The following is a 16,152-nucleotide window of genomic DNA, read 5'->3' as shown; positions in this document are numbered from 1 at the left end:
CGCCCCCATGACGAACACCCCTGGCGCCCTGCTCGGCCCTGCGGAGATCCGCGAGCTGGCAGGGCGCCTCGGCGTCCGCCCCACCAAGCAGCTCGGGCAGAACTTCGTGCACGACGGCGGCACGGTGCGCAAGATCGTGCGCGCCGCCGGTCTGCAGCCGGGGGAGCGCGTCGTCGAGATCGGCCCCGGGCTGGGGTCGCTGACCCTCGGGCTGCTGGAGGCCGGAGCGTCCGTCGTCGCGGTCGAGATCGACCCGGTGCTGGCGGGCCAGATCGTCGAGACCGTGCACCGGCACGCGCCCGGCGCCGACTTCGAGGTGGTGCCCGCCGACGCGCTCGAGGTCACCGAGCTGCCGGGGGAGCCGCCGACGGCGCTCGTCGCGAACCTCCCGTACAACGTCGCCGTCCCGGTGCTGCTCACGTTCCTGCAGCGGTTCCCGAGCCTGGAGCGCGTGCTCGTCATGGTCCAGGCCGAGGTGGCCGACCGCCTCGCGGCGGGGCCCGGGTCGCGGACCTACGGGGTGCCGTCGGTCAAGGCGGCCTGGTACGCCGACACGCGCCGGTCGCTCAACGTCAGCCGGCACGTGTTCTGGCCGGAGCCCAACGTGGACTCCGCTCTCGTGGCGCTGGAGAAGCGCGAGCCCCCTGTCACGACCGCGACGCGCGAGCAGGTCTTCGCCGTCGTCGACGCCGCGTTCGCCCAGCGTCGCAAGACGCTGCGCGCCGCCCTGTCCGGCACGTTCGGGTCCGGTGTCGCCGCAGAGGAGGCGCTGCGCGCCGCGGGCGTCGACCCCGGGCTGCGCGGCGAGCGGCTCGAGGTCACGGACTTCGCGCGGATCGCCGAGCAGCTTCCGGTCGCGGCGGGCACGGTGGACGCGTGACGCATCTTGCCGCCGCCCCGTCGCCGTCCGTCCGCGTCCGCGCGCCCGGCAAGGTCAACCTGTCGCTGCGCGTCGGCGCGCGCCAGGCCGACGGCTACCACCCGTTGTCGACGATCTTCCAGGCCGTGGCCCTCTACGAGGAGGTGACCGCCACGCAGGTGCCGGAGGGTGCCGGCGTGACGATCACCGTGGACGGCCCGCAGGCCGAGCTCGTGCCCGTCGACGGCACGAACCTCGCCTGGCGCGCCGCCGAGGCGCTGGCGGCCCAGGTCGGCGTCGCGCCGGACGTGGCGCTGCACCTGGCCAAGGGCGTGCCCGTCGCCGGGGGCATGGCGGGCGGGTCCGCGGACGCGGCGGCCACCCTGGTGGCGTGCGACGCGCTGTGGCAGACCGGCCTGAGCCGCGACGACCTCGCGTCGCTCGCCGCGGAGCTCGGCTCGGACGTCCCCTTCGCCCTCCTCGGGCACACCGCCGTCGGGACCGGTCGCGGTCACCTGCTGACTCCCGCCATGGCCCGCGGCGAGTTCCACTGGGTGTTCGCGGCCCAGGCCGAGGGCCTGTCCACCCCCGCCGTCTACGGCCGCTTCGACGAGCTGGCCGGCCCGGACGGGGCCGCCGACGAGCCGGGGCTCGACGAGGACACCGGTCTGATGCAGGCGCTGCGCGCCGGCGACGCGCACGCCCTCGGGCGGGCCCTGCACAACGACCTCCAGGCCGCGGCGCTCTCGCTGCGCCCCGAGCTGGAGCGCACCATCGCCGTCGCGGACGAGGCGGGCGCGCTGGGCGCGTTCGTCTCCGGCTCCGGGCCGACCGTCGCCGCGCTCGCCCGGTCGCGCCAGCACGCGCTGGCCGTCGCCGCGTCCTGGACGGCCGAGGGTGCCGCCGACTCCGTGTGGTGCACCTCGGGCCCCGCGCACGGCGCCCGCCTCCTCCCGTGACGCCGAGGTAGCTCCACCTCTGCCGAGGTAGTTCCACCTCTGCCGAGGTAGTCCGCATCCCGGCGAGGTAGCTGGCCCTTGGTGGTCATCATGGGCGATATCTCCCTGATGCCCGGACTACCTCGGCACCTCTCGTGCTACCTCGCGGAGACCCGAGCTACCTCGGCACGTCTGGTGCTACCTCGCCGAGACCCGGACTACCTCGGCAGGTCTCGTGCTACCTCGCGGGGGCCCGGGCTACCTGGGCGGTCGGGGGCGGTCAGACGTGCTTGGCCAGCCAGGCGAGGGTCGGGGCGAAGCGGTAGCCCTGGCCGCCCTCGTGGCGGTTGTAGGGGTACACGTCGATCGCCGTGTCCGGCGCCGTCTCGCCCAGCGCGCCCCACTGGTTGTACGCGGCGTACACGGTCGACGGCGGGCAGACGTCGTCGCGCAGGGCGGTCGAGAACAGCGCGGCCGCGCGGGCGCGGCGGGCGAACGAGACGCCGTCGAGGTAGGAGAACGTGCGCCAGACGGCGTCCTCGTGCTCGCGGTGCACGGACAGGTACTGCGTGATCTCGCCGTACGGGAACGCGTCGGAGATCTGCACGGCGCGGCGGTAGTGGCACAGGAACGGCACGTTCGGCACGGCGGCGGCGACGTCGGGCACCAGGCCGGCGACGGCGATCGCGATGCCGCCGCCCTGGCTCGTGCCGGCGACGGCGACGCGCGCGGGGTCGATCCCCTCCACGCGGCGCACGGCGTCGACGGCCCGCACGCCGTCGGTGAAGACGCGCCGGTAGTAGTGCTCGTGCGGGTCGAGGACGCCGCGCGTCATGAAGCCGGGGGAGGCCGGGCCGCTGCCCACCGGGTCCGGGGTGTCGCCGCCGTGGCCCCAGCCGGAGCCCTGGCCGCGGGTGTCCATGACGAGGTGCGCGTAGCCCGCGGCGGCGGGGCCCAGGTGGTCGTGCGCCAGCCCGCGCCCGCCGCCGTAGCCGACGAACTCGACGACGGCGGGCAGCGGTCCGTCGGCCGCGGCGTCGTGGCGCGCGGGCCGGGTCAGCCACGCCTTGACCGGCTGCCCGTCGAAGCCCGGGAACGTCACGTCGTCCACCACGAGCTCCGTGAGGCCGGTGTCCGCCCGCTCCAGCGTCGGGCCGTCGTCGTGCGCGCGGGACTCGACGAGGGTCTGCGACCAGAACGCGTCGAAGTCGGCGGGCTCGTCGATCTCGGGCACGTACGCCTCGAGCTCGGCGACGGGCAGGTCGAACTGGGCCATCGGGTTCCTCCGGGGACTTCCTGCGGGACCTCCCGCAGCGGTGCGGTGTCGGGCTGCACTGTAGCCGGGACGGCCGGGGCCGAGGGAGAACGATTCCGTTCCCGGACGTCTACGCTGCAACCACTCGGACGGGCGAGGTGAGGACACGGTGCGACGCGGGACCAACCTGCCGCGGGTGGGCGACTTCAACCAGATGGTCGTGCTCGACCAGGTGCGGCGGGCGTCCGGCGGCACGAGCCGGACCGAGCTCGCGGCGAGCTCCGGGCTGTCCCTCCAGGCGGTGTCGAACATCGTGGCGCGGCTCATCGCGCTGGGGTACGTCGTCGAGGGGGAGCGCCGGGCCGAGGGCCGGGGCAAGCCCCGCACCATGCTCTACCTCGAGCCGCAGGGCGCGTTCGCGCTCGGCGTGCACATCGACCCGGTGGTGGTGACGTCGGTGCTCGTGGATCTCGACGGCCGCACCGTGGAGAAGGTCGTCGAGCCGACGCCGGCCGGACCGGGGGCGGTGGCCGAGGCCGTCGCCGCGGCGGCCGCCGCGATGCTCGAGCGGGCCGGCGTCGACCGCTCCGCCGTCCTCGGGCTGGGGGTGGCGGCGCCGGGGCCGGTGGACCTCGCCGCCGGCACGGTGATCCGCCCGCCGCTCCTGGACGGCTGGGAGGAGGTGCCGGTGCGCGACCTGCTGGCCGCCGCGACGGGGTTCGACGTCGTGCTGGACAAGGACGTCTCGGCGGCGATGGTGGCGGAGCTGTGGCGCGGCAACCGGATGCTGCGCGGCACGTCCCTCTTCTTCTACACGGGCTTCGGCGTCGCCGTCGCGGTGGCGCACGACGGCGAGCTCCTCGCGGGGTCGTCGCGCAACGCCGGTGAGGTCGGCCACCTGGTGGTCGACAACGACGGCCCGCTGTGCGGTTGCGGCCAGCGGGGGTGCATCGGCGTCTCCGCCGCCCCCGCGACGCTGGTGGCCGAGGCCGTCGCGGGCGGCGTGCTCCCCCCGGGCACCCCGGCGTCGACGCCGGCCGAGCTCGACGCGGCCCTCACGACGCTGTGCCGGGCCGCCGCGGACGGCGACGCGGTCGCCGCGGGGATCCTCGCGACGTCCGCGCGGCGGGTCGCGCGCGGGATCACCGTGGTGGCCGACCTCGTGGACGCGGAGGTCGTCGTCTTCGGCGGCCCGGCGTGGGCGCGGCTGGCCCCCCACTACCTGCCCGTCGTGCGGCGGGAGCTCACGGTGCAGGCGACGTTGCGCGAGGTGCACGCCGTCGAGGTGCTGGGATCCGCCGTCGGCGACCACGTCGGCGCGGTGGGGGCGGCGAGCCTGGTGCTCGACGGGCTGTTCACGCCGCGTCCCTCCGGGCTCGTCGGCGGGGGCGCGGCGCGCGCTCTCGTGCGCCCGTAGCCCGCGGGCGCCCCACCGAGGACCGACCTCGAACCGCCGGGCCGGCATGCTTGACAGCAATAACTCAATTCGCTTGAGTTATTCGTGTCAGCCGGCCCGGCGTCGTCGGGCCACTCATGTGGGCAAAGGAGCAGCATGCGACTGGCACGACACCTCGCCGCGGGGACCGCGGTCACGGCGCTCGTCCTCACCCTCGGAGCCTGCGGCTCGGGGGGCGGCGAGGGCAGCAGCGGGGACGCGACGATCAAGATCGCGTACCAGAAGTTCGGGAACTTCACCCAGGCCGACGAGCTGTTCAAGGACGTCAAGGCCGAGTACGAGAAGGAGAACCCGGACGTCACGATCGAGCTCGTGCCGATCGAGGCCAGCCAGAACGACTACTTCACGAAGCTCGCGCTCATGAACCGCGCGCCCGGGACGGCGCCCGACCTCATGTACGAGGACACGTTCATGATCAAGTCGGACGTCGAGGCGGGGTACCTGCTGCCGATGGACGACTACCTCGCCGAGTGGGACGACTGGGGCCAGTTCGTCGACCAGGCCAAGCAGGCCGGGCTGGGCGACGACGGCAAGACCTACGGCGTCCCCATGGGCACGGACACGCGCGGGCTGTGGTTCAACAAGGAGGTGCTCGCGAAGGCGGGGCTGCCCGAGGACTGGGCCCCGAAGACCTGGGACGAGCTCCTCGAGGCCGCCCGGGCGATCAAGAAGGCGGACCCGGAGGTCATCCCGCTCAACGTCTACTCGGGCAAGCCGATGGGCGAGGGCTCCACCATGCAGGGCTTCGAGATGCTGCTGTACGGCACGGGCGGCACGCTCTACGACACCGGCGCGTCGAAGTGGATCGTCGGGTCGCAGGAGTTCGTCGACTCGCTCGACTTCATCAAGACGATCTACACCGAGGGACTCGCGCCGACGCCGCAGCAGGCGCTCGACCCGAACGTCGGCAACACGGTCTCGGCCGAGTGGCTCCCGAAGGGCAAGCTCGGCATCTCCCTCGACGGGTCCTGGATGCCCGGCACCTGGCTCGAGGCGGGCACGGCGCCCTGGCCCGAGTGGACCGACGTCATGGGCACGGCCGCGATGCCCACCCAGGACGGCCAGGCCCCCGGCGCGGTGAGCATGTCGGGCGGCTGGACGATGGCGATCGGCTCCGGGTCGAAGAACCCCGACGTGGCGTTCGACGTCATCACCCACGCGCTCGACAAGGAGAACTCGCTGCGGTACGCGATCGACAACAGCCAGATCGCGGTGCGCACCGACGTCGCCGAGGAGCCCTCGTACTCCGAGGCGAACCCGACGGTGCCGTTCTTCTCCGACCTCGTCGAGGTGACGAACTTCCGCCCGGCCACGTCCGACTACGCGCAGATCTCCAACGCGATCCAGGTGGCGATGGAGTCGGTCATGACCGGGCAGCAGACCCCGGAGGAGGCCGCGGCCGTGTACGACAAGGCCGTGATCGCCCAGGTCGGCGAAGAGAACACGACGAACGGCTGACGACGTGACCGCCACCCTCGCCCCCGCCCCCGTCGGCGGGCCGGGGGCGGGGCCGTCGCCGGTGCGGCGCGCGCACGCGCGCCGCACCGCCGGCCGCCTCGTCCCGATGCTGCCCGCCGTCGCCCTGCTCGCGCTGTTCATGCTCGGCCCCGTCGTGTGGTCGTTCTACGGGTCGTTCACCAACGCGGCCCTCACCGGCCCGAACGCCCTCGCCCCCGAGTGGGTCGGACTGGACAACTACGTCGCGCTGCTCGCCGACCCCGACTTCCCGAAGGCCCTGTGGCTCACGGTGCTGTTCGTCATCGCATCCGCGGTGATCGGGCAGAACGTGGCCGGCCTCGGCCTCGCGATGCTCATGCGCTCCGCGCTCAAGCCCGTGCGGGCGGTCGTCTCGACGCTCGTCGTGACGGCGTGGGTGCTGCCCGAGATCGTCGCCGCCTTCGCCGCCTACGCGTTCTTCCACGCCGACGGCACGCTCAACTCGCTGCTGGCGGGCGTGGGGGTCACCGGCCCCGACTGGCTCTTCGAGTACCCGATGCTCGCCGTCATCCTCGCCAACGTCTGGCGGGGCACGGCGTTCTCGATGATGGTCTACTCCGCCGCGATCGCGGAGGTGCCGCCGGAGATCACCGAGGCCGCGACGGTCGACGGGGCGAACGCTGCCCAGCGCCTGGTGTGGGTCACGCTGCCCACGATCCGGCGCAGCATCTCGACCAACCTCATGCTCACGACGCTGCAGACGCTGTCCGTGTTCACCCTCATCTACGTGATGACGGGCGGCGGCCCCGGCACCGACAGCTCCACGCTGCCGATCCTCGCCTACCAGGAGGCGTTCAAGTTCGCCCAGGTCGGCTACGGCACGGCGATCGCGACCGTGATGCTGGTGATCGGCGCCGTCTTCTCCGTCGTGTACATCCGCAGCCTGAAGCCGGAGGTCGACTGATGGCCCAGACCGCAGCCCCCGCGTCCGTCCCTTCCCCCGTGCCCGACGTCGCCGGCGCGCCCCCCGCACGACGGCGGGCGACGCCGTCGGTCGCCGCCCCCGGGCCGCGCGCCGCGCGCGTGCTGTCGAACGTCGTGCTGGTCGTCGTGGGGCTGTGCTTCCTGCTGCCGCTCGGCTGGATCGTGCTGGCGTCGCTGGACCCGAGCGCCACGCTCGCCGTCCGGCTGCCCGAGACGTTCACGCTCGAGAACTTCACGGCCGTCATGACCCCCGAGCAGACGTGGGTGCCGCTGGCGAACGCGTTCGTGCTGTCCGCGGGCACCGGGCTCATCACCGTGGTCGCGTCCGTGCTGGCGGCGTACCCGCTGTCGCGCTACCGGATGCGCTTCAACAAGCCGTTCCTGTACGCCGTGCTGTTCGGCACCTGCCTGCCGATCACGGCGATGATGGTGCCGGTCTACTCGCTGTTCGTGCGGCTCAACCTGCTCGACTCGCTGGCCGGCACCACCTTCTTCATGGCCGCGACGTCGCTGCCGATGGCGATCTGGATGACCAAGAACTTCATGGACTCCGTGCCGATCTCCCTCGAGGAGGCGGCGTGGACCGACGGTGCGTCGGCAATGACCACGCTGCGCACCATCGTGCTGCCGCTCATGCGGCCCGGCATCGCCGTCGTCTTCATCTTCGTGTTCATCCAGGCGTGGGGGAACTTCTTCGTCCCCTTCGTGCTGCTGCTGACCCCGGAGAAGCAGCCGGCGGCCGTGAGCATCTTCGCGTTCTTCGGCCAGTACGGCTCGGTCGCCTACGGCCAGCTCGCGGCCTACTCGATGCTCTACGCCCTGCCCGCCGTCGGCCTGTACGTGCTCGTCTCGCGGCTGTCCGGCGGCTCGTTCGCGCTCGCCGGCGCCGTCAAGGGCTGACCGAGCCCCGTTCCACCGCCCGCACCGTCACCAGGAGCCTGATCCATGCACGACACCACCGCCCGCACCACCGCGCGCCTCGAGCGGTTCACCCGCGACTGGCTGGAGCCCGCCGTCCTGCGCGAGACCCGGCCGCTCGACGTCGCGGCGTGGACCGTCGGCGGGGAGCCCGTGCCCTTCGCCGACGCGGTCGCGGCGACGTACGCGCCGTTCGCCCTCGGGAGCCCCTGGGGGCGGCCGTGGGACACGACGTGGTTCCACGTGACCGGAGCCGTCCCGGCCGAGTGGTCCGGCGACGCGGCGCCCGCGGGCACGCGTGTCGAGCTCGTCGTCGACCTGGGCTTCACCGGCGCCGGCCCGGGCTTCCAGGCCGAGGGCACCGCCTGGACCCCGGACGGCCGGATCGTCAAGGCCGTCGAGCCGCGCAACCAGCACGTGCCGCTCGTCGAGGGGCAGGCGCTCGACGCCGACGGCCGCGTCGACCTCTACGTCGAGGCCGCCGCCAACCCCGACGTGCCGGGAGGCGCCTGGACCCGGCCCACGCCGATGGGCGCCTGGGAGACGTCCGGGCCCGACCCGATCTACGCGCTGCGGACGATGCACGTCGCGCTCGTCGACGAGACGGCCTGGGAGCTGCTGCAGGACGTGCGCGCCCTGCACGGCCTGGTGCGGGTGCTGCCCGGCACGAGCCCCCGCGCGGCCGAGGTGCTGCGCGCGCTGGAGGACATGCTCGACGCCGTCGACCCCGACGACGTCGCCGGCACCGCCGCCGCGGGTCGTGCGGCCCTCGCGCCGGCCCTGGCCGCCCCGGCCACGGCGTCGGCGCACCGCGTGCACGCCGTCGGCCACGCCCACATCGACTCCGCGTGGCTGTGGCCCACCCGCGAGACGGTTCGCAAGTGCGCGCGCACGTTCTCCAACGTGCTGTCGCTCATGGACGAGGACCCGGACGTGCGGTTCGCGTGCTCGTCGGCGCAGCAGTACTCGTGGGTCCAGGAGCACTTCCCGGAGCTGTTCGAGCGGATCCGCGAGCGCGTGCGCGAGGGCCGGTTCGTGCCCGTGGGCGGCATGTGGGTGGAGTCCGACACGAACATGCCGGGCGGCGAGGCGCTGGCCCGCCAGCTCGTGGCCGGCAAGCGGTACTTCATCGAGGAGCTGGGCGTGGAGCCGAAGGAGGTCTGGCTGCCGGACTCCTTCGGGTACACGGCCGCCCTGCCGCAGCTCGCCCGGCTGGCGGGCAGCGACAACTTCCTCACGCAGAAGATCTCGTGGAACGACACCAACCGGATGCCGCACCACACGTTCTGGTGGGAGGGCATCGACGGGTCGCGCGTCTTCACGCACTTCCCGCCGGTCGACACGTACAACTCCGACCTGTCGGCGGAGGAGCTCGACCGCGCCGAGCGGCAGTACGCCGAGAAGGGCCGCGCCAACACGTCGCTCGTGCCGTTCGGCTACGGCGACGGCGGCGGCGGCCCCACCCGCGAGATGGTCGCGGCCGCGCGGCGCACCCACGACCTGGAGGGGTCGCCGCGGGTGGAGCTGTCCGACTCGCAGACCTTCTTCGACGCGGCCCGGGCGGAGTACGCGGACCCGGCCACGTGGACGGGGGAGATGTACCTCGAGTACCACCGCGGCACCTACACGTCGCAGGCCCGCACCAAGCGCGGCAACCGGCGCAGCGAGCACCTGCTGCGCGAGGCCGAGCTGTGGGCCGCGACCGCGGCCGTGCGGACCGGCGCCGACTACCCGGCCGAGCGGCTGCAGCGGCTCTGGCGCACGGTGCTGCTGCAGCAGTTCCACGACATCCTGCCGGGGTCGTCCATCGCCTGGGTGCACCGCGAGGCCGAGCGGAACTACGCCGAGGTCGCCCGTGAGCTCGAGGAGATCGTCGCCGAGGCGCTGCGGGCGCTGGTCGGGGAGGGTGACCGGACGGTGGCCGTGAACGCCGGGCCGTTCGCGCGCGACGGCGTCGCCGCGCTCGGCGCCGCGGCCCTCGACGCCCCGCGCGGCGCGGGCACCGTGGCACCGGTGGCCGACGGCGACGGCTGGGTGCTGGAGAACGACCTGGTGCGCGTCGTGGTCGACCCGGACGGGCACGTCGTCTCGGCGGTCGACCGGGCGAGCGGACGCGAGGCGGTGCTGCCCGGCGCGAAGGCGAACCTGCTCCAGCTGCACCGCGACGTCCCCAACGAGTGGGAGGCGTGGGACATCGACGAGCACTACCGGCGCGCCACCACCGACCTCGTCGCGGGGGTGAAGGCCGAGGTGGCCGAGGGTGCGTCCGGGCCGGTCGTGCGCGTGCAGCGGGAGTTCGGCTCCTCGCGCGTCGAGCAGGACCTCGCGCTCCCCGTCGACGGGCGCGGGCTGCGCATCACGACCCGCGTCGACTGGCACGAGCGGCAGAAGCTGCTCAAGCTCGCGTTCCCGCTCGACGTGCGGGCCGAGCGCGCGACGTCGGAGATCCAGTTCGGGCACGTGCACCGGCCCACGCACGTCAACACCTCCTGGGACCACGCGCGGTTCGAGACCGTCGCGCACCGGTGGGTGCACGTGGGGGAGCCCGGCTTCGGCGTGGCCGTCGCGAACGACTCGACCTACGGGCACGACATCACCCGCACCCGGGCCGACGACGCGACCGACGCGCAGGGCGCCCGCGGTACCACCGTGCGCCTCTCGCTGCTGCGCGCGCCGAAGTTCCCCGACCCCGACGCGGACCAGGGCGAGCACGAGCTGACCTGCGAGCTGGTCGTCGGCGCCGGCATCGACGACGCCGTGCGCCACGGCTACGCGCTCAACCTGCCCGAGCGCGTCGTCACCGGCGACCACGGCGTCGAGCCGCTGGTCACAGTCGACGACGACGCGGTCGTCGTCGAGGCGGTCAAGCTGGCCGAGGACGGCAGCGGCGACGTCGTCGTGCGGCTCTACGAGAGCCGGGGCGGGCGTGCGCGGGCGCGCGTCGCGCCGGCGTTCGCGCACGCGTCCGTCGAGGTGACCGACCTGCTCGAGCGCCCGCTGGCGGGCGCGGCCGGCGCCCCCGCGCGCGACGGCGACGCCGTGCTGCTGGAGATGACGCCGTTCCAGGTGGTCACGCTGCGCGTGCGGCGCTGACCGCGCGGCGCGCGATCCGTCGCGGTGTCCGGCCGCACACCGTGACGGATCGCGTGCCCGCTTGGCGACTACCCTCGTCGGGTGGCACATCTCCTCGGCGCGGACGGCATCGCGCTGACCATCGGCACCCGCACCCTCCTGCGCGACGTCTCGCTCGGGCTCGACGACGGCGACCGCATCGGCGTCGTCGGCCCCAACGGGGCCGGCAAGTCGACCCTGCTGCGTCTGCTCGCGGGCACGCAGGCCCCCGACGCCGGGCGCGTCACCCGGGTGGGCGGCTCGCGCCTCGGCATGCTTGTCCAGCGCGACGTGGACGACGACGCGGCGACGATCCGCGACCTCGTGCACGGCGACGACGCGACGCACGAGTGGGCGTCCGACGCGCGCATCCGCAACGTGCACGCCGGCCTGCTGGCCGACCTCGACCTCGACCAGCCGGCGTCCACCCTCTCCGGCGGGCAGCGGCGTCGCGTGGCGCTCGCGGCCCTGCTCGTCGAGGACCCGGACGTCCTGCTCCTCGACGAGCCCACCAACCACCTCGACGTCGAGGGCGTCGCCTGGCTGGCCGAGCACCTCGCCGCCCGCTACGGCCGGCCGGGCGCCACGGGCGCGCTCGTCGTCGTCACCCACGACCGCTGGTTCCTCGACGCGGTCTGCTCCCGCACGTGGGAGGTGCGGGGCGACGGCTCCGGCGGCGTCGACGGGTACGACGGCGGGTACGCGGCCTACATCCTGGCGCGCGCCGAGCGCGCCCGGCAGGCCGCCACCGCGGCCGAGAAGCGCAACAACCTGCTGCGCAAGGAGCTCGCCTGGCTCAAGCGCGGCGCGCCCGCCCGCACCTCCAAGCCGAAGTTCCGCCTCGACGCCGCGGCCGCGCTCATCGACGACGAGCCGCCGCCGCGCGACACCCTCGAGCTCACCCAGATGGCCACCCGCCGCCTGGGCAAGGACGTGCTCGACCTCGAGGACGTCACCGTCACCGTCCCCGCGCGGGACGGCCACGAGGCCGGGCCGCGCGACGCGGCCGGGCGGCGCGTGCTGCTCGACGACGTCACGTGGCGCCTCGGCCCCGGCGACCGGTACGGCGTCGTCGGCGTGAACGGCGCGGGCAAGACGACGCTGCTCTCGCTGCTCGCCGGGCGGCGCGAGCCCGACTCCGGTCGGGTGCGGCGCGGCAAGACGGTGCACGTCGCGGAGCTCACCCAGGACGTCGGCGAGCTCGACGACGTCGGGCACCTCACCGCCGTGCAGGTCGTGGACCGCGAGAAGCGCACCGTCGTCGTCGACGGCAAGGAGCTCACCGCCGGGCAGCTCACCGAGCGTCTCGGCTTCACCCGCGAGCGGGCGCACACCATCGTGCGCGACCTGTCCGGAGGCGAGCGGCGGCGCCTCCAGCTGCTGCGACTGCTCGTCTCGGAGCCGAACGTGCTGCTGCTCGACGAGCCCACGAACGACCTGGACACCGACACCCTCGCCGCCGTCGAGGACCTGCTCGACGGGTGGCCCGGCACGCTGATCGTCGTCTCCCACGACCGATACCTGCTGGAGCGGGTGTGCGACCGGCAGTGGGCGCTGCTCGGCGACGGCGCGCTGCGGGACCTGCCGGGCGGCGTGGAGCAGTACCTCCAGCTGCGCCGGGCGGGCACCTCGGGCCCGTCGGCGGACGCCGCCTCACCGGGCGCCCCGCCGGCCGCGGCCGGGACCGCCGGTTCCGCGGCGCGACCTGCGACGACGCCGCCCGGGGCCTCCGCGGCGGAGGTGCGGGCCGCCAAGAAGGAAATCTCACGGATTGAGCGGAGGTTGGCTCGGATTGCGGACGAGGAGAACACTCTGCACGAGCAGATCGCCGCCGACCCGACGGACTACACCGCGGTGGCGGCCCTCGACGAGCGCCTCCGGGAGCTCGGCGCCGAGAAGGAGGAGCTCGAGATGGCCTGGTTGGAGTCCGCCGAGGTGGCCGGATGATCGCCCCATGAACGACCACGTGCTGGACGACGTCGACCGAGCGCTCGTGCGCGCGCTGCGCGAGGACGGGCGTGCGACGCTGGCGGCGCTCGCGGGCGTGACGGGGCTGTCGCAGTCCGCCGTGCAGGCGCGGGTGCGCAAGCTGGAGGCGCGGCGGGTGATCACCGGCTACCGCGCCGTCGTCGACCCCGACGCCGTCGGGCTGCCGATCGCGGCGTACGTCGAGATCACGCCGCTGGACCAGTCGCAGGCCGACGACGCCCCCGAGCGGCTGCGCGACGTCCCGGGCATCGAGGCCTGCTGGTCCGTCGCGGGCAACGCGAACTATCTGCTGCTGGTGCGGGTGTCCTCGCCGTCGGCGCTCGAGGACCTGCTCGGCGTCATCCGGCGGGAGGCGAGCGTGTCCACGCGCTCCACCGTGGTGCTCCGGACGTACTTCGAGGGACGACCGCTGGCACACTGACAAGATTTCTTACGGTCATGCTCTGGTTCGGCAGGAAGTTCTCCTCTACCGTCAGGGTATGACCGAGACAATCTCTCAGCGCACAGCCTCCAGCGTCGGCGGCTCGATCGAGGCCACCGCCGTCCTCGAGTCGCTGCGCGAGCACCTGCTCGTCGACGGCTTCGACCTCGTGCTCGACCTCGACCGCTCGCACGGCTCGACCCTCGTCGACGCCCGCGACGGCCGCGAGTGGACCGACCTGTTCACCTTCTTCGCCTCCAACCCCCTGGGGATGAACCACCCCGCCCTGTTCCGCGACCCGCTGTTCCGCGAGGAGCTCACCCGCGCCGCGATCAACAAGCCGTCCAACTCCGACGTCTACACCGTCGAGCTCGCCCGGTTCGTCGACACCTTCGCCCGCGTGCTCGGCGACCCTGCGCTGCCGCACCTCTTCTTCGTCGACGGCGGCGCCCTCGCCGTCGAGAACGCGCTCAAGGTCGCGTTCGACTGGAAGTCGCGGCACAACGAGGCGCACGGCCGCTCGCCGGAGCTGGGCACCCGGGTGCTGCACCTGCAGCACGCCTTCCACGGCCGCTCCGGCTACACCATGTCCCTCACCAACACCGAGCCCGGCAAGGTCGCCCGCTTCCCCAAGTTCGACTGGCCGCGCATCTCCTCGCCGTACCCCGGGCACGACGCCGACGGCACCCCGCGCGACGTCGAGGCCCTCGAGGCGCAGGCGCTCGCCGAGGCACGCGCCGCCTTCGAGGCCCACCCGCACGACATCGCCTGCTTCGTCGCCGAGCCCGTCCAGGGGGAGGGCGGCGACCACCACCTGCGCGCCGAGTTCCTCCAGGCGATGCAGGCCCTGTGCCGCGAGCACGACGCCCTGTTCATCCTCGACGAGGTGCAGACCGGCGTCGGCATGACCGGCACCGCCTGGGCCTACCAGCAGCTCGGCGTGCAGCCCGACGTCGTCGCCTTCGGCAAGAAGGCCCAGGTGTGCGGTGTCATGGCCGGCGGCCGCGTCGACGAGATCGACGACAACGTCTTCCACGTGTCCTCGCGCATCAACTCCACCTGGGGCGGCAACCTCGCCGACATGGTCCGCTCGCGCCGCATCCTCGAGGTGATCGAGGCCGAGGGGCTGATCGAGCGCGCCGCGCGCGTCGGTGCGGGACTGCTGTCGCGGCTCGAAGCGCTGGCGGCCGCGCACCCCGGCGTCGTCACCGACCCCCGCGGCCGTGGCCTCATGTGCGCCGTCTCCCTGCCGTCGCGGGACGTGCGCGACGCCGTCCTCGCCGGCCTGCACGCCGAGGGGTTCCTGATCCTCGGGTGCGGGGAGCGGTCCGTGCGGTTCCGGCCGGCGCTGACCGTCGACGAGTCGGTGCTGGATGCCGCCGTCGCGGCTCTCGGTCGTGTGGTGGCGCGAGTCTGATCGTCGGCCGACACCATGCTCCGGTTGACGGCCGGGCGGGGGTTCGCGCGCACGGTAGCGTTCACGGGCGCCAGGGCGCCCTCCACTTCGGGACGTCTACTACCGTGCGCGCGAACCCCCGCCCGGCCTTCTATTCGCGTCCTGGTCGTCGTGGCCGGCGTCGTGACAGGCTCGGGCCGTGAGCGGTCATCGGGTGGTGGTGGACGACGGCGAGCCGGGCCTGGTGCTGACGGTGCTGCCGGGCCTGGGGTACACGGCGGAGGGGCCGGTGCTGGCGCGGCCCTCCGCGGCGCTGCGCGCGGCCGGGTGGACGGTGCGGAGCGTGGTGTGGGGCGAGCGCCCGGACTTCGACGTGGCGCGGCGGGCGTACGCCGACGTGCTGCGTGACGGCGTCGCCGCCGCGCCGGACGCGGTGCACCTGGTGCTGGCGAAGTCGCTCGGCACGCTGGCGCTGCCCGTCGCCGTCGAGCTGGGGCTGCCCGGCGCGTGGCTGACGCCGCTGCTCACGACCGACCGGGCGCCGGAGGTGCGTGCCGCTTGCGTGGGCCTGGGCGCGTCGGGCGTGCCGGCGCTGCTGGTGGGCGGCACCGCAGACGCGCTCTGGGACGGCGCGCTGGCCGCGGCGTCCGGGGTGCGCGTGCTCGAGGTGGACGGCGGCGACCACTCGCTCGAGGTCGACGGCGACCCCGGCCTGACGGCAGCGACGCTGGACGCCGTGACGGCCGCCGTCGTGGACCTGGCCGGAGCCGCCGTCGCCCGCTGACCGGCCCGGCGTCGTGGCCGAGTTGCGCCTCAACGTACGGGCCGCTCGGTCGTGCACCACCCATGAGCCTGCCCCTGACGGCCCGGGGTGAGGCCGACCCACCCGGACTGCTGTCCAAGGGCTCAGTCGGCGACGACGAGGCCACCCGGCGGGTGCATGGTCGTCACGCAGTCGACGACCGTCCGGGGCAGGTCCGTGATCGGCAGCCCGTCGCGCTCCACCCGGCGCTCCGGCAGGCCTCGACGGCGCGCCGCAGCTCGGCACGGTCGTGATGGCGTGCGATCAGCACGGCGCGGGCGTCATCGTCCACGGTCGGGAGCGTGCGCCCTGTCGAGGGCAGGGTCGGCGCGGCAGTTCTGTCCCACCGCGGCAGTTCGAACTACCGCCGTGGGCTGGAGCTGCCGTCGTGACGAGCCGGGTCAGCAGCGCGACACGCGGTCGATCGTTACCCATCCTTAACAGTGATTTTCACCACGGGAGGCCATGATGGCGATATGTTCCACGGCAACGTCGTCGTGCCCGCTCTGTCGGGGGCGGCGACCGTGCACGACGACGTGAGCACGGCAGGGCAACGGCGCCTTGAGCGACCAGGACGTGGGGAGAA

The 16,152-nt window shown here is 73.8% G+C and carries 12 protein-coding genes; 11 read left to right on the top strand and 1 reads right to left on the bottom strand.

The features are described 5' to 3' along the window. Positions 1 to 7 precede the first annotated feature (7 nt). Positions 8 to 880 carry a 16S rRNA (adenine(1518)-N(6)/adenine(1519)-N(6))-dimethyltransferase RsmA gene (gene rsmA / locus ACFVS0_RS04500; protein ID WP_430587282.1) on the top strand — a complete coding sequence of 291 codons (873 nt, stop codon included), beginning with the start codon at positions 8 to 10 and terminating at the stop codon, positions 878 to 880. Continuing rightward, a complete protein-coding gene (locus ACFVS0_RS04495) occupies positions 877 to 1,818 on the top strand; it encodes a 4-(cytidine 5'-diphospho)-2-C-methyl-D-erythritol kinase (protein ID WP_430548739.1) in 942 nt (313 codons plus the stop codon). Before rsmA ends, ACFVS0_RS04495 begins: the two co-directional genes overlap by 4 nt. Before the next feature lie 259 nt (positions 1,819 to 2,077). Here the strand turns inward: ACFVS0_RS04495 and ACFVS0_RS04490 are convergent, their stop codons facing one another. Continuing rightward, a complete protein-coding gene (locus ACFVS0_RS04490; protein WP_430587281.1) occupies positions 2,078 to 3,073 on the bottom strand; it encodes an acetylxylan esterase in 996 nt (331 codons plus the stop codon). Positions 3,074 to 3,221: 148 nt separating this feature from the next. Here ACFVS0_RS04490 and ACFVS0_RS04485 point away from each other — a divergent pair, with 148 nt between their 5' ends. The 9 genes from ACFVS0_RS04485 (at position 3,222) to ACFVS0_RS04445 (ending at position 15,548) form a co-directional block, all read left to right on the top strand. Further along, on the top strand, positions 3,222 to 4,469 hold the full coding sequence (locus ACFVS0_RS04485; protein WP_430587280.1) for an ROK family protein: 1,248 nt from the start codon (positions 3,222 to 3,224) through the stop codon (positions 4,467 to 4,469). Between the two features lie 135 nt (positions 4,470 to 4,604). Beyond that, positions 4,605 to 5,966, top strand: a complete 1,362-nt coding sequence (locus ACFVS0_RS04480) for an ABC transporter substrate-binding protein (protein ID WP_430548742.1) — start codon at positions 4,605 to 4,607, stop codon at positions 5,964 to 5,966. 4 nt (positions 5,967 to 5,970) lie between these two features. Further along, positions 5,971 to 6,909: a carbohydrate ABC transporter permease gene (locus ACFVS0_RS04475; RefSeq protein ID WP_430584587.1), complete on the top strand. Its 939-nt coding sequence runs from the start codon at positions 5,971 to 5,973 to the stop codon at positions 6,907 to 6,909. Next, a complete protein-coding gene (locus ACFVS0_RS04470) occupies positions 6,909 to 7,829 on the top strand; it encodes a carbohydrate ABC transporter permease (RefSeq protein ID WP_430548744.1) in 921 nt (306 codons plus the stop codon). Before ACFVS0_RS04475 ends, ACFVS0_RS04470 begins: the two co-directional genes overlap by 1 nt. A gap of 45 nt (positions 7,830 to 7,874) precedes the next feature. Beyond that, on the top strand, positions 7,875 to 10,940 hold the full coding sequence (locus tag ACFVS0_RS04465; RefSeq protein ID WP_430587279.1) for an alpha-mannosidase: 3,066 nt from the start codon (positions 7,875 to 7,877) through the stop codon (positions 10,938 to 10,940). 81 nt (positions 10,941 to 11,021) lie between these two features. Then, positions 11,022 to 12,905: an ABC-F family ATP-binding cassette domain-containing protein gene (locus ACFVS0_RS04460; protein ID WP_430587278.1), complete on the top strand. Its 1,884-nt coding sequence runs from the start codon at positions 11,022 to 11,024 to the stop codon at positions 12,903 to 12,905. Positions 12,906 to 12,912: 7 nt separating this feature from the next. Beyond that, entirely contained in the window at positions 12,913 to 13,368 is a 456-nt protein-coding gene (locus ACFVS0_RS04455) for an Lrp/AsnC family transcriptional regulator (protein WP_430587277.1), read from the top strand. 58 nt (positions 13,369 to 13,426) lie between these two features. Next, positions 13,427 to 14,785, top strand: coding sequence for an L-lysine 6-transaminase (gene lat / locus ACFVS0_RS04450; protein ID WP_430587276.1), 1,359 nt, complete (start codon positions 13,427 to 13,429; stop codon positions 14,783 to 14,785). Positions 14,786 to 14,963: 178 nt separating this feature from the next. Continuing rightward, complete coding sequence (locus tag ACFVS0_RS04445; RefSeq protein WP_430587275.1) at positions 14,964 to 15,548, top strand: hypothetical protein; 585 nt, start codon at positions 14,964 to 14,966, stop codon at positions 15,546 to 15,548. Positions 15,549 to 16,152 lie beyond the last annotated feature (604 nt).

The organism is Isoptericola sp. NPDC058082 (assembly GCF_042885055.1).
GTDB lineage: Bacteria > Actinomycetota > Actinomycetes > Actinomycetales > Cellulomonadaceae > Isoptericola.
This window is presented reverse-complemented; position numbering and strand designations above follow the sequence as displayed.

What these genes read in the sequence shown, in the direction of transcription:
- ACFVS0_RS04490 (WP_430587281.1), bottom strand. Translation starts at nt 3,073, where the DNA reads ATGGCCCAGTTCGACCTGCCCGTCGCCGAGCTCGAGGCGTACGTGCCC.
- ACFVS0_RS04455 (WP_430587277.1), top strand. Translation starts at nt 12,913, where the DNA reads ATGAACGACCACGTGCTGGACGACGTCGACCGAGCGCTCGTGCGCGCG.
- ACFVS0_RS04470 (WP_430548744.1), top strand. Translation starts at nt 6,909, where the DNA reads ATGGCCCAGACCGCAGCCCCCGCGTCCGTCCCTTCCCCCGTGCCCGAC.
- ACFVS0_RS04465 (WP_430587279.1), top strand. Translation starts at nt 7,875, where the DNA reads ATGCACGACACCACCGCCCGCACCACCGCGCGCCTCGAGCGGTTCACC.
- rsmA (WP_430587282.1), top strand. Translation starts at nt 8, where the DNA reads ATGACGAACACCCCTGGCGCCCTGCTCGGCCCTGCGGAGATCCGCGAG.
- lat (WP_430587276.1), top strand. Translation starts at nt 13,427, where the DNA reads ATGACCGAGACAATCTCTCAGCGCACAGCCTCCAGCGTCGGCGGCTCG.
- ACFVS0_RS04480 (WP_430548742.1), top strand. Translation starts at nt 4,605, where the DNA reads ATGCGACTGGCACGACACCTCGCCGCGGGGACCGCGGTCACGGCGCTC.